This window comes from Lutibacter flavus (assembly GCF_900188355.1).
Classification (GTDB): domain Bacteria; phylum Bacteroidota; class Bacteroidia; order Flavobacteriales; family Flavobacteriaceae; genus Lutibacter; species Lutibacter flavus.
Genome location: NZ_FZNX01000004.1, coordinates 413,544 through 427,973, shown reverse-complemented (window position 1 = coordinate 427,973; position 14,430 = coordinate 413,544). Strand labels below are relative to the sequence as shown.

Here is a 14,430-nt window from a genome sequence, read left to right as displayed (position 1 = left end):
ATTAATAGTGACATTTTCCACATTCTAAACCACCCATTTGAGCAGCTGTCACTTTTTCTACACCATACTTTTTAGCCAACTGATCGTGAATATTTTTGTAATATCCATTTTCTGTTAAATCAACTTCAGTATCTCTATGACAATCTATACACCATCCCATTGTAAGTGGTGAGAATTGACGCATTTCGTGCATTTCTTCAACAGGACCGTGACATTTCTGACAATCTAACCCTGCTACAGTTACGTGTTGAGAATGATTATAATAAGCAAAATCTGCTAAATTGTGAATACGCACCCATTCAATAGGTTTTTGTTCATACCCCTCTATGTACTTTACATTTTCTTTATCCCAACCAACTGCATCGTAAATTTTTTGAATTTCATTATCTAAATCTTCTTTAGAATGACCATCAAATAATTCTCCGTTATATTCTGAAATAGACTTATGGCAGTTCATACAAACATTAGCTGTTGGAATCCCAGAAGCTTTACTATGTTTTGCCGAAGAATGACAATACTGGCAATCTATTTTATTGTCACCTGCATGAACTGTATGAGAAAATGCTATTGGCTGAATTGGTTGATATCCTTCATTAACATCTATTTGTAACAACCACGCAAATAATAACCAAGCACCAGCTAACAATACAAAAATTACACCTAAGAAACGTAAGAAAGGGTTAAAAATCAACGATTTTAACATACTTCCCGTTCCCTCTTCACCTTCAACTACTTTTTTATTGGTAGTCGCAGCAACTATTAATGATAATAATAAAAATGCTAGAATTGTTAAACCAAGTGTAGGTAAAATTCCTATTCCAGGTTTGTTGAAAATTTCATCGTCTTTTGCTGATGTTGTAGTTGCAGCAGCAGGTTTTACATCACCTACAGCAAAATACTTTAATAGATCTTCAATATCTTCGTCAGATAACTGTGGAAAAGCTGTCATCGCAGCTGGATTGCTTTCCGAAACTTCTTTTGCCAATTTATCTCCAGATGCAACTAAAGCGTTATTATCCTTAATCCATAGCTTTAACCAATCAGCATCACGCTTATCCCCAATTTTCAAAAGCTCAGGACCTATTAATTTCCCTTCTAACTTGTGACATGCTGCACAATTTGCTTTAAAAATTTTCTTACCGCGTTCTACTCCTGGATCTACTTCTTGTGAAACAACAACTTCTTTTGAAGCTGCAGGTTCCCCTTTTGTGTAAGCTAAAATATCAACAATATCTTGATCAGATAAATGCGGATTAGCTGTCATTGGCAATTTATTGTTTTCTTCAAAAACTTGAATTGCTAATTTGTCTCCTGATTTAATCATTCCTGGACTATCTTTAATCCAGGCAATTAACCACTCTTGTTCTCTTTTTTCCGTTATACCCTTTAATGCAGGGCCTACTAATTTTTTATCTAATTTATGGCAAGCTGCACATGTAGACTTAAAGAGCTTTTCTCCATTAGCTACATCGCCCTCTTGAGCCGACAAATTAATTGAAAATAATAAAAGGAAAGCAAGACTATTAATGACTAATCTTGATAATGGACTGTGTTGTTTCACACTTTTCATACTTAAAAAAAATCTTTTCTTTCTTGTTTGGTACAATATTTTCATATAAAAATATATGACTTATGTCATTTTTTAAATGATTTGACAAAAGTACTATTAATAACTAAAACTAAAAATGTAAAAATTATGTTAAAGTTAATTTATATTGATTCTAAATAATAAAATTTAACATTTACATTAGAATGAAATATTATAAATTTGAAAAAAATAAAATTATTATGAATATTTTATCAAAAAAAATATTAATTGGGGCTTTTTTAATGTTTCTTTTAAACATTTCTTTTTCTTATTCTCAAAGTGAAAATGAGAAAATAAATAATTTGATTGAAAAAAAGAGAAGTTTTAATAAGCAAAACAAGAATTCTACTATATTTAAAATACAACTTTATAACGGAAGTGAGTCACAAGCCTATAAAATTAGAAATAGTTTTCAGTCTTCTTTTCCTGAATATAGAACAGATATTATATATAAATCACCTGAGTGGAAAACACAAGTTGGTAATTTTGAAACAAGGTTAGAGGCTGATCGCGCATTTTTAATTATTAAAGAAAAATTCTCTGGAGCAATTGTTTTAGAAGATAAAATTTAAACAACTCTATTCAATCTTTCAAATAAACGCTGTTTTAAACCTGTATAATTAACTACAGATTCTAAAATTTGCTCACGCTCATTTTCATCTTTAACATTTGTAATTAAAGAGTTGATTTTTTGTTCAATAAGTACACGGCGTAAATTATAAATTGCATCTAAAACCATTTTAGAAAGATCACTTTCTTTACTTTTAACAACAATATCTTTTCGGTCCCAATTACTTAATACATGTTTTTCATCATCCATTAAAATATTGGTTACCAATGTTGAAACTTCAGAATTTGGATGATTTACCAATACATCAACAGAAATACTTTCACTTTGATTTAGCTGATGAATTACATCATAATAAATATGCTTAAATGTTTCATCCGTAAATTCTATCTCATCATCTTGCAAATTCAAATAAATTTCTTTGGAAACCACATTTTGAAAATGTTCCTTTTTTAAAGAATGAAAATCGCCACTGGTTGAATCTTCCCCTGCAACGAAATCTACAAAATCCACTTCGTTATTTCCATACAACAATAAAATCTTTATAATTTCACGTTCATACTTTTTAAGTTCATCAACTTTTTCAAACTTTGAAGTTTTTTGAACTTGAAACGCTTCTGGGTACAAAACATCAAGTGGTGGTTCGTTTGGATCTGGTCTGTTGGGTTTATATGATGGTTTAGCAGCATCTCTTTTAACCTTGTTATTTATCTGAGCCAATTCGCTAAACAATACACTTTCTGAAATATCCATTATTCTGGAACATTCCTGAACATAAACTTCTTGCTGAATCCTATCTGGAATTTTTGAAATACTAATTACAATATCTCTAATTAATCCCGCCTTTTTAACTGGATCATTTTTTGCTTCATCCATTAACAAGGAAACCTTGAAATTAATAAAGTCTTGAGAATTATTATTTAGATATTCTTTTAACTCTTCATTTGAAACTTTCTTAGCAAAACTATCTGGATCATCACCATCAGGAAACATTAGAACTTTAACGTTCATTCCCTGCTCCAAAATTAAATCGATACCTCTTATAGATGCTCTAATTCCAGCTGCATCACCATCAAAAAGAATGGTAATATTTTTAGTTAATCTATTTATTAATCGGATTTGATTTTCAGTAAGTGCAGTTCCAGATGAGGCAACCACATTATGAATCCCCGATTGATACATAGAAATTACATCGGTATAACCTTCAACTAAAAAACAATTATCTTCTTTTGCAATGGTTTGTTTTGCATAATGAATACCATATAACACATTACTTTTATGGTAAATATCGCTATCGGGTGAGTTTAAATATTTAGCAGCTTTTTTATCTTGCGTTAAAATTCTTCCTCCAAACCCCAGTACCCTTCCACTCATACTATGAATTGGAAACATAACACGGCCTTTAAACCTATCAAATTGTTTGGTGCCATTTGACGCAAGGATATCTTGCTTAACAATTGTAAGACCCGTTGATTCTAAATGCTTAAGATTATAACCTTTATTTAGGGCTTCTGAAGTAAAAGCTTCCCATTCATTTAATGAATATCCTAATTGAAACTTTTTAATTATTTCATCGGTAAAACCACGTTCTTTAAAATAACTTAACCCAATTGCTTTTCCTTGCTCATTTTCAAACATAATATTTTGAAAATAATCTCGTGCATATTCTGAAACCAAAAACATACTTTCACGCTCATCTGCCTGATGCTTTTGCTCATCGGTTTGTTCAATCTCGTCAATTTCAATATTGTACTTTCTTGCTAAATACCGAATTGCTTCTGGATAAGAGTAGTGCTCTTGTTCCATTAAAAATGAAACTACGTTACCTCCCTTACCAGTACTAAAATCTTTCCAAATTTGTTTTACTGGAGACACCATAAATGATGGTGTTCGTTCTTCTGAAAACGGGCTTAATCCTTTAAAATTACTTCCCGACTTTTTTAACTGAACAAACTCACCAATTACCTCCTCAACTCGAGCAGTTTCAAAAACTCTATCTATGGTACTTCTGGAAATCAATTTTTAATTTGTGTTTTAAAGTTTTCTAAATTACAAAATTTAGATAAAAAAAGAAGCTCTCTAAAAAATCAAATTACTGTCCTTCTGAATTTATTTTCAGATTGACCTTTTCACGACTTTTTAAATAGCTTCTTTTAAAATATTTTATTTCTTATTAATATTAAGAAACTGCTTTTAACTTTTTTAAAGTTGACTTGTTAATTTTATCTTCAGCGTATTTCGCAGTTATTTTTAATTTGCTTTCTTCAGTTCCTGGCAATTCAAACATTGCATCTGTTAAAATAGCCTCACATAGTGAACGCAAACCTCTTGCTCCTAATCTGTATTCAACAGCCTTAGAAACAATGTAATTCAGCGCTTTTTCGTTAATCGTGAATTCAATGCCATCCATTTTAAACAATTTTTGGTATTGTTTAATAATGGAGTTTTTTGGTTCAGTTAAAATAGCTCTTAACGTATCTGCATCTAATGGATCCATATGAGTTAATACTGGTAAACGACCAATAATTTCAGGAATTAGTCCAAAAGTTTTTAAATCACTTGGAATTATATACTGTAAAAGATTCTCTTCATCAACTTTATCTACTTTTATAGATGCGCTATAACCAACTGCCTGACGATTTAAACGTTTACTTATTACTTTGTCAATGCCTGAAAAAGCACCACCAGCAATAAACAAAACATTTTTAGTATTTACCTCAATAAATTTTTGATCAGGGTGCTTTCTTCCGCCTTTTGGCGGAACATTTACTACAGATCCTTCTAATAATTTAAGCAATGCTTGTTGAACTCCTTCTCCTGAAACATCGCGTGTAATTGAAGGATTATCACCTTTACGAGCAATTTTATCTATTTCATCAATAAAAACAATGCCTCTTTCTGCTTTGGAGACATCATAATCTGCAGCTTGTAATAAACGAGTTAAAATAGTTTCAACATCTTCACCAACATAACCAGCTTCCGTTAAAACAGTTGCATCAACAATACAAAAAGGCACATTTAGCATTCTTGCAATTGTACGGGCAATTAATGTTTTTCCTGTACCGGTTTCACCAACAATAATTATGTTACTTTTTTCAATTTCTACTTCCTCCTCATCTTTTGATTCAGGTTGTAGTAAACGCTTATAATGGTTGTAAACTGCCACAGCCATTACACGTTTTGCTTGATCCTGACCAATCATATATTGGTCTATAAAAGCTTTTATTTCTTTGGGTTTGTTTACAATTAATTCAGAAGTTACGGTATTAGATTTGCTTTCTGCAATTTCTTCCATAACAATTCCGTGAGCTTGCTCAATACACTTATCACAAATATGCGCATCTAAACCTGCTATTAATAAATCCGTTTCTGGTTTTTTTCTTCCACAAAACGAACATTCTAAAACTTCATCTTTCGCCATTTATTCAATATATTAATTTATAGTTTAGAACTATTATTTTTACTTTCTGACTAATATTTCATCAATCATACCATATGTTTTCGCTTCTTCGGCTTTCATCCAATAATCACGATCTGAATCTCCATGAACTTTTTCCATAGTTTGACCAGAATGTTTTGAAATTATTTGATATAATTCATCTTTTAATTTCAATATTTCACGAGCAGTAATTTCAATATCACTTGCTTGACCTTGAGCCCCACCTAATGGTTGATGAATCATAATACGTGAATGCGGCAAAGCTGAACGCTTTCCTTTTTCACCTGCACACATTAAAACTGCCCCCATAGATGCAGCCATCCCTGTACAAATTGTTGCAACTTCTGGTTTTATAAATTGCATTGTGTCATATATTCCTAATCCTGCATAAACACCTCCTCCTGGAGAATTTATATAAATTGAAATATCTTTAGAATTATCAACACTTTCTAAAAATAATAATTGTGCCTGAATAATATTAGCTACATAATCGTCAATTCCAGTTCCTAAAAATATAATTCTGTCCATCATTAAACGAGAGAACACATCCATTTGTGCAACGTTTAATTGACGTTCTTCAATAATATATGGAGTAACGCTGCTTACTATTTTATCGTAGTACATACTACTTATTCCTTGATCTTTAGTCGCAAATTTTTTAAATTCTTTTCCGTAATTCATTTTATAGAGTTTTATAAAATTAAGGGTGTAAAGATAAGAAGTATTCATGAATTATTACCTAATTAAAAAATAGAATGAAATTTAACCAAATTTAGAATGATTTTATATAAGGATATTTTAATAAAATAGTTAAATTTTGTTATGCGCGCATAGTATTTATTTAGTATCTTTGATTAGGAATTTCAATATTGAAAAATTTTAAAAGCAACACACAATGAAATCGAAATTAACAGTAATCTTATTATTTATTTTTACAATAAGTATTTACGGACAGGAATTTGAAAATGGAACTATTGTAACGCAACGTTACGACACAATTACTAACGTGAAAATTAAAAAAGTTAGTGATTCAAAAAGCTTATTACACATAACTTATATTGATCAGGATGGCGCAGAGCAATCTCCTGAAATTGAAACTATTAAATGCTATTCCAGAGGGGCAGAAATTTTTTGTCGTATTTACAATTCTGGGGAAATGATTATGGCAAAACAACTAGTTGATGGTAAAAAATTAAACTTATATGAAAGAGATGTAGACGGTAGAGCAACTTTTTATATTGAAAAAGTATATGATGAATTAATTAAAGTACCTTCATCAAATAAAAAATTTAAAAAAGTTATTGGTTCATTTTTAAGTGATGCTCCACAAATTTCTGATAAAATTGCATCTCAGGAATTGAAAGACATTAAAGAAATTGTTAACCTTTATAATGAAGGTTAATCATTAGTTTTTAGTTTTAATGAAAAAGTCTGAAGGTATAAATCTTCGGACTTTTTTATTTTAAATCAACTTTGTTTTTAAGTATATTTGAACTCTTTAAAATTATGTCAATATGAAATTAGTGCACAAATTAATTATGCTTTTTTTGGGGTTAAATACAATTCTTACAGCTCAAACCAACAACAAACTTTTTAGCGTTTTAGATGTGCAACATTACAAACTTGCAATTGAAGTTAATGATTCTATCGACAGTATTGATGCTACAATGGACATTACAATTAAATTTAAACAACATACAGCACCATTTTATTTTGATTTAGTTAAAAAAGATTCAACTGGAAAAGGAATGCACATTGAATATATTCTACAAAATAACGATACAATTCAATTTACTCATTCGAATGATAAAATAAACTTAGCACCAAATAACATCAATACGGATAGTATTTTCAATTATAAAATAAAATATAATGGAATACCTAAAGATGGTTTAGTTATTGGTAAAAACCTTTATAACGATCGTACTTATTTTGGAGACAATTGGCCTAATCGAGCACATAATTGGTTTCCTTGTATAGATCACCCATCAGATAAAGCAACCATAGAATACATTATAAAAGCACCAAATCATTATCAAACTATCGCAAATGGTTTTCAAATTGAAGAAACTAATTTAGATAACAATTTAAAATTATATCATTGGAAAACTGAAGTTCCTTTACCAACCAAAGTTATGGTTGTTGGAATTGCTAAATTTGCGGTTCAAAATATTGGTGAAACTCACAATATTCCAGTTTCTACCTGGGTATATCCTCAAACTAAAGCAGCAGGTTTTTATGACTTTTCAATAGCTAAAGAGGTTCTAAATTTCTTTATTGAAAATGTTGGAGAATATCCATTTTTAAAACTTGCAAATGTGCAATCAAAAACTCGTTTTGGCGGAATGGAAAATGCTGGAAATATCTTTTATTTTGAAAAATCTGTAACCGGAAATCAAGATCATAAAGATTTAATAGCGCACGAAATAGCTCACCAATGGTTTGGAAATTCAGCAACAGAAATCGATTGGCCTCATATTTGGCTAAGCGAAGGATTTGCAACTTATTTAACCGATCTATATATTTTAAAAAGTGATGGAGAGGATGCTTTTAAAAAACGTTTAAACGAAGAACGTGAAAAAGTTTTAAATTTTTATAAAAAACAACAAACTCCTATTATTGATACAAAAACTAAAAACTATATGAGTTTGTTAAACCCAAATTCATACCAGAAAGGCGGTTGGGTTTTACATATGTTAAGACTTAAAATTGGTGATGAAAATTTTTGGAAGGGCATTCAAACATATTACAATAAATATAAGTTAAGTAATGCTTCAACTTCCAATTTTAAAAATATTATGGCTGAAGTTTCTAAACAAAATTTAGACAAGTTCTTTATGCAATGGTTAGAAAAATCGGGGCAACCGATTTTAAAAACAAGCTGGTTATATAGCCCTAATAAATTAAGGCTATTAGTACATCAAACTCAAGATTATACTTTTGAATTTCCTCTGGATATAGAATTAATTTATAAAGATGGATCTTCTGAAATAAAAACTATAAATGTTACAGAAAAAATGGCTCCTTACGCTATTGAAACAAATGGAGAAGTAACAGGCATAAAATTAGATCCAAATATGTCTTTATTATTTGAATCTTTTGTTGAATAATTAAAGTTGATTATTAACCTTTAAAACATTGACTTCTTTTTATTTAATAAATTAAAATTCAGGATTTTCAACGGGTTTTGTGAATATAAATTATATACCTTTTTTAGTTTAATTTAAGCTGTATATTTGCAAAAACTAAAAAAATGACTTTTGCCGATTTAAATCTAAACCGCTTTTTATTAGATGCCCTAGATGAAATGGGGTTTGTTACTCCTACTCCAATTCAAGAAAAAGCTTTCAATGTTATCATGAGTAGTAAAGATGTTGTTGGTATTGCTCAAACCGGGACAGGAAAAACCTTCGCATACTTATTACCTATATTACGACAACTGTCGTATTCTGAACAAAAATTTCCACGTGTTTTAATTGTGGTTCCAACAAGAGAATTGGTTGTGCAAGTTGTTGACGAACTCGAAAAATTAACTCCATATATAAATGTTCGGTTTACTGGTGTTTATGGTGGAACCAACCTTAATAAACAAAAACAAATAGTTTATCAAGGACAGGATATTATTGTAGCAACTCCAGGAAGATTGTTAGATTTAACTTTGGATGGTATCTTAAAACTAAAACAAATTCAGAAATTAGTTATAGATGAAGTTGATGAAATGATGAACCTTGGTTTTAGAGCACAATTAATAACTTTATTGGACTTATTACCTAAAAAACGTCAGAATATTTTATTCTCAGCAACTTTAACTAAAGAAGTAAATTCTTTATTAGATGACTTTTTTAAATCTCCAATAAAAATTGAAGTTGCAAGTAGCGGGAGTCCATTAGACACCATAAAACAGCTAGCGTATCCGGTCCCTAATTTTTATACAAAAGTGAGTTTCTTAGTAAATTTATTAAAAGATAAAGACACTTTTAATAAGGTATTGGTTTTTGTAAAAAACAAAAAACAAGCCAATATTTTATATGAAGAATTAGAAATTGCATTACCAAATGATGCCGATGTAATTCATTCAAATAAAACTCAAAATTACAGGTTACGCTCCGTTAAAAACTTTGAAATGGGATTTTTCAATATATTAATTGCAACTGATATTATTGCTCGTGGTCTGGATTTAACCGATGTAAGCCATGTAGTTAATTTTGACATTCCCGAAGAACCAGAAAATTATATTCACAGAATTGGAAGAACTGGAAGAGCAGAACAAGAAGGAATCGCAATCTCATTTTTCACAGAAGAAGAAGCTGATTATTTAGGTGAAATTGAATTATTAATGGTTAAAGAAATTGAGGTATTAGATTTGCCTGAAACTATTGAAATTTCCACAAGATTGATTGATGATGAAATACCTAAAGCGGAACTTGAGAGAAACAATGAAAAGAAAAGGGTTGAAGAGCCAAGAGGAGCTGCATTTCACGAGAAAAAAGAAAAAAACAGCCGTGTTAATTTAGGAGGTTCTTATAGAAGAGAAATTGCCAAAAAATATAAAAAACCCAAAACAAGAGGGCAAAAACGCAAGTAAATTTGTTCTCTTTTAGTTCAAAATAACCCATAAAAAAACTCCTTAATTTTAAAATTAAGGAGTTTTTTATATATAAATTATTCTATTTGTAAACTTCTTTTACAAAACTCTCATAATTCATTTCTTTCACTTTAAAAGTGATATTTTCTTTATAAAAAGTCAATAATTTTTGACTCATTAATTGCTCTTGTAAACGTTTAGCTTCCTCTTGATTGCTTAAAACCCTTTGAACAATATCATCCAATTCTTTTTCTTCAGGATTTAATTGTCCATATTGAGCCATTTGAGCTTTTACAAAACCTTTTGTAAAGTCTTTCAATTCTTCAAAATCAAGTTTTATTTCGTTATCTTTTAAAACTTTACCTTCAATTAATTGGTAACGTAATCCTTTTTCAGATTTTTCAAATTCCTCAGCAGCTTGTTCAGGAGTCATTGGTTTTTCACCAGCAACAGCCAACCATTTTTTCAAGAATTCTGCAGGTAAATCAAACTTTGTATTTTCAACTAAATATTCAGTTACAGCGTTTAATAATTGCTGATCTGCTTGCGTTTGAAATTGCTTTTCAGCATCTTCTTTTATTTTTTCTTTTAATTCTTCTTCAGATTTTACAATATCCGGTCCAAATACTTTGTCAAATAATTCTTGGTTAACCTCAGCAAGCTCAGTAACAGTAATTTCCTCTATTGTAAATGTTAATGGAATATCAAGATCGTGAATTTCATCATGTGACATTCCTAAAGCTCCCATTAATTTATGGTCATCATCAAAAAGTCCTTTTGATTTTAATTCAATTACATCACCAACTTTAGCACCTAAAAATTTCTTTTGATTTGCTTTTCCTTTAATTGAAGCTAATTCAATAGTTGATTTTTTTTCTAATTCTTTTTCTTCATTTACAAAAGTTCCTGCAATATTTACTCCCTCTACAACAACTTCTTGAGGAACAATCTTACCAAAACGTTTTTGAATATTTTCAACTTCTTTTCCTAATAATTCCTCATCAGCAATAATATTATACTGTGTGATTTTCTTTTTAGCAGATAAATCAACATCAAATACAGGAGCTAATCCTAATTCAAATTCAAATGCATAGTCTTCAGCATCCCAATTAAAATCGTCTTGCATTTTTGGCAATGGATTTCCTAAAATATCTAATTTTTCTTCAACTAAAAAGTTATTTAATGATTCTTGAAGTAATTTATTAACTTCATCAATCATAATAGATTTTCCATATTGTTTTTTTACCATTCCCATTGGCACTTGTCCTTTTCTAAATCCTGGGATATCCGCTTTTTTACGATAATCTTGTAAAATCTTCTCTACATTTTCTTGGTAATCTGCAGCTGAAATCTCAACTTTCACTACTGCGTTTAAAGCATCAACACTTTCTTTTGTAATATTCATCTTATGCTATTTTTTAACTTAAATAATTCAAAATTGGCTGCAAAAGTACTATTTTTTAAGCACTTGGCAAATATTTAATTCGTTCTATTTCAACTATTTTTCTTTACTTTCTTTCAAAAATGAATATAATATAGATTGAAATATGGATAACAATAAACTAAATAGTAATGCTGTCCAAAATCCGGAAACTGTAAACCCATCAACAAAATAACCTGCCAACAATATTATTACTGCATTTATAACAAGTAAAAATAAGCCGAGCGTTACAATGGTTGCGGGTAACGTAAAAAATATAAGCAACGGTTTTACAGTTACTCTTAATATTCCTAAAACAATTGCAACAATAATTGCACTTTTATATCCTTCAGTTAATGTAATTCCTGGTAAAAACTCAGCTAAAACAACTACAGCTATTGCAGTTAATAATATTCGCAAAATTAATTTCATGTGTTTATTCTTTATTGTTTTTTAATAGTCACATGTTGTTCGCTAATAATCATCCACTTAAATGATAAACTTTTTAACATGCTCGTTTCATCTTTTAATATTTATAATGAAATTTAAATTTAACTATAATTATGCCAAATTATTAATTAGGCTAAAAAGCTGACAACTTCGTGATAAAACTGGGTAGGATTCTCTGCATGAAGCCAATGTCCTGCATTTTTGACAGTTACAATTTTCGAATTTGAAAAATGCGCTGTAATTAGTGGAATATCTTCTTCTAAAATATAATTTGAGTTTTCTCCTTTTAAAAATAATGTTTCACCATCAAAATGAGTAAACGATGGTAAAGCTGCACCAACTTCGCTATTATTCTCTGTTAAACTTTGCAGATTAAATCTAAAAGCTAATTGATTTTTTGTTTTTCTAAATACATTTTTAAGTAAAAACTGTAAAATTCCAGGTTCCGAAATGTAAATTTTTAGCACATCTTCAATTTTATTTCTCGTATTTTGAATTGAAAAATTAACAGCATTTAAAGCTGCTAAAATATTTTGGTGATGTGGTTTAAAATATTTTGGGCCAATATCTGCAATTATTAATTTATCAACCAATTCTGGATAGGTGACTGCAAATAACATTACTACTTTTCCACCCATTGAATGACCCAATAAATGAACTTTTTCTAAATTATAATGAAGAATGTAATTGTATAAATCTTCAACCAATAATTCATAGTCAAATTCATCTGAATGAAAACTACGTCCGTGGTTACGTTGATCTATTAAATGCACTTCAAAATTTTCAGCAAATTTATTTCCTAGTGATTTCCAATTATCACCCATTCCAAAATACCCATGCAATATGAGTAGTGGATATCCTTCACCTAATATTTTTGAATGTAGCAATTCCATTATCTATTAGCTACACTTAATTTGTACTTATACATATTTATAACATTCTCCAAACCTAAATACAAAGATTCAGTTATTAAAGCGTGCCCAATTGAAACTTCTAATAAATTTGGAATATTTTCAGCAAAAAACTGAATATTATCCAAGCTTAAATCGTGCCCGGCGTTAATTCCTAAACCTAATTTGTTTGCCAAAATAGCACTTTCAGTATATGTTTTTATTGCTTCTTTATTTCCAAGTGCGTATTGTGTGGCAAAATCTTCAGTATACAACTCAATTCTATCTGCTCCGGTTGTTGCAGCAGCTTCTATAAGTTTAAAATCCGGATCAATAAAAACTGAAGTTCTTATTCCTTTTAATTTAAATTCAGCTATAACTTCCTGTAAAAAAGATTGATGTGTAATAGTATCCCAACCCGCATTTGAAGTAACCGCATCTATTGAATCTGGAACCAAAGTAACTTGTGTTGGACGAATAGCCAATACCATATCCATAAATTTCCGGATTGGATTTCCTTCAATATTAAATTCGGTAGTAACTATTTTTTTTAAATCGTATGCATCTTGATATCTTATATGTCGTTCATCTGGCCTTGGATGGATCGTAATCCCTTCTGCACCATATTCCTCAATATCAGAAGAAACTTTAACAACATTTGGATAATCTGCTCCTCTGGAATTTCGTAAAGTTGCTATTTTGTTAACATTTACACTTAACTTTGTCATTTCTAAAACCCTTTAAATTTAAATGAGTGCGCAAATTTACGAACTAAGAATATGTTTTTGGTTTTATTTTTGATTAATTTGTAGTATAATAACAAACAACATGGAAATAGCCCCATACATTTTAAAAGAATTTAAACCTTTCACCTTAGATAAAAAGGTTGGAGAAGTTAAGTCGTTTTTTTATAAAACCGCTTTTTCTCATTTTCCTATTGTAAAAAATAATATGCTAATAGGTTTAATTTCTGAAATTGACATTCAAGGAATTGATGAAGATGAAAAAGAAATTGGAGATTTTCAATATTTGTTTAACCTTTTTTTTACCGAGGAAACAAACAATTTATTAGATCTCCTAAAAGTTTTTGCTTCAAGTGAAGCAAATATAATACCTGCTGTTGACGATAAAAAAAACTACTTAGGGTATTTTGACTTAATTGATATTTTGCATCTTTATAATGGCACTCCATTTTTAAATAGTGAAGGAACTGTATTATTGTTAGAAAAAGAAATTAAAGATTTTTCATTTAGCCAATTATGCCAAATTGTTGAATCTAATAATGGGAAAGTTTTAGGAACCTATATTTCAGAAACATCTGCTACAACAGTAAAAATTACCCTTAAATTTAATGCGCAAGATATAAATGAGATTATTCAATCATTTAGACGTTACCAATATAATGTACTATCTAAGCATGAAGAAGATTATTATTTAGAAGATTTAAAAGATAGGTCTGAATACTTACAAAAATACTTAAACATTTAAGG

At 29.6% G+C, this 14,430-nt stretch carries 13 protein-coding genes; 5 read left to right on the top strand and 8 right to left on the bottom strand.

Annotated features, from left to right (window positions below):
- Position 1 precedes the first annotated feature (1 nt).
- On the bottom strand, positions 2–1,570 hold the full coding sequence (locus CHB63_RS17255) for a c-type cytochrome (protein WP_245856972.1): 1,569 nt from the start codon (positions 1,568–1,570) through the stop codon (positions 2–4).
- A 218-nt stretch (positions 1,571–1,788) separates the two neighbouring features.
- On the opposite strand from CHB63_RS17255, the gene CHB63_RS12965 reads away from it, so the two are divergent.
- A complete protein-coding gene (locus CHB63_RS12965; protein WP_217898416.1) occupies positions 1,789–2,160 on the top strand; it encodes an SPOR domain-containing protein in 372 nt (123 codons plus the stop codon).
- Here CHB63_RS12965 and dnaG read toward each other — a convergent pair.
- From dnaG to clpP, 3 genes are all read right to left on the bottom strand, one after another.
- Positions 2,157–4,175, bottom strand: coding sequence for a DNA primase (gene dnaG, locus CHB63_RS12960; RefSeq protein WP_089378891.1), 2,019 nt, complete (start codon positions 4,173–4,175; stop codon positions 2,157–2,159). The two genes, CHB63_RS12965 and dnaG, sit on opposite strands and share 4 nt — an antisense overlap.
- 160 nt (positions 4,176–4,335) lie before the next feature.
- A complete protein-coding gene (gene clpX, locus CHB63_RS12955; RefSeq protein WP_089378890.1) occupies positions 4,336–5,577 on the bottom strand; it encodes an ATP-dependent Clp protease ATP-binding subunit ClpX in 1,242 nt (413 codons plus the stop codon).
- A gap of 39 nt (positions 5,578–5,616) precedes the next feature.
- The gene (gene clpP, locus CHB63_RS12950) at positions 5,617–6,276 is read right to left on the bottom strand and encodes an ATP-dependent Clp endopeptidase proteolytic subunit ClpP (protein ID WP_089378889.1); all 660 of its coding nucleotides are present in this window, start codon (positions 6,274–6,276) and stop codon (positions 5,617–5,619) included.
- Between the two features lie 214 nt (positions 6,277–6,490).
- On the opposite strand from clpP, the gene CHB63_RS12945 reads away from it, so the two are divergent.
- The 3 genes from CHB63_RS12945 (at position 6,491) to CHB63_RS12935 (ending at position 10,180) form a co-directional block, all read left to right on the top strand.
- Positions 6,491–6,997, top strand: coding sequence for a hypothetical protein (locus CHB63_RS12945; protein WP_089378888.1), 507 nt, complete (start codon positions 6,491–6,493; stop codon positions 6,995–6,997).
- Between the two features lie 112 nt (positions 6,998–7,109).
- Positions 7,110–8,705, top strand: coding sequence for a M1 family metallopeptidase (locus CHB63_RS12940; RefSeq protein ID WP_089378887.1), 1,596 nt, complete (start codon positions 7,110–7,112; stop codon positions 8,703–8,705).
- A 143-nt stretch (positions 8,706–8,848) separates the two neighbouring features.
- Positions 8,849–10,180, top strand: coding sequence for a DEAD/DEAH box helicase (locus tag CHB63_RS12935; protein ID WP_089378886.1), 1,332 nt, complete (start codon positions 8,849–8,851; stop codon positions 10,178–10,180).
- Between the two features lie 82 nt (positions 10,181–10,262).
- Here CHB63_RS12935 and tig read toward each other — a convergent pair whose 3' ends face one another.
- From tig to CHB63_RS12915, 4 genes are all read right to left on the bottom strand, one after another.
- A complete protein-coding gene (tig, locus tag CHB63_RS12930) occupies positions 10,263–11,585 on the bottom strand; it encodes a trigger factor (RefSeq protein WP_089378885.1) in 1,323 nt (440 codons plus the stop codon).
- A 93-nt stretch (positions 11,586–11,678) separates the two neighbouring features.
- The gene (locus CHB63_RS12925) at positions 11,679–12,032 is read right to left on the bottom strand and encodes a phage holin family protein (RefSeq protein WP_089378884.1); all 354 of its coding nucleotides are present in this window, start codon (positions 12,030–12,032) and stop codon (positions 11,679–11,681) included.
- Positions 12,033–12,178: 146 nt separating this feature from the next.
- Positions 12,179–12,943: an alpha/beta fold hydrolase gene (locus CHB63_RS12920; RefSeq protein ID WP_089378883.1), complete on the bottom strand. Its 765-nt coding sequence runs from the start codon at positions 12,941–12,943 to the stop codon at positions 12,179–12,181.
- Entirely contained in the window at positions 12,943–13,668 is a 726-nt protein-coding gene (locus tag CHB63_RS12915; RefSeq protein WP_089378882.1) for a pyridoxine 5'-phosphate synthase, read from the bottom strand. The genes CHB63_RS12920 and CHB63_RS12915 overlap by 1 nt, the downstream gene beginning before the upstream one ends.
- Before the next feature lie 100 nt (positions 13,669–13,768).
- Here CHB63_RS12915 and CHB63_RS12910 point away from each other — a divergent pair, with 100 nt between their 5' ends.
- Positions 13,769–14,428, top strand: coding sequence for a CBS domain-containing protein (locus tag CHB63_RS12910; RefSeq protein ID WP_089378881.1), 660 nt, complete (start codon positions 13,769–13,771; stop codon positions 14,426–14,428).
- Positions 14,429–14,430: the final 2 nt, after the last annotated feature.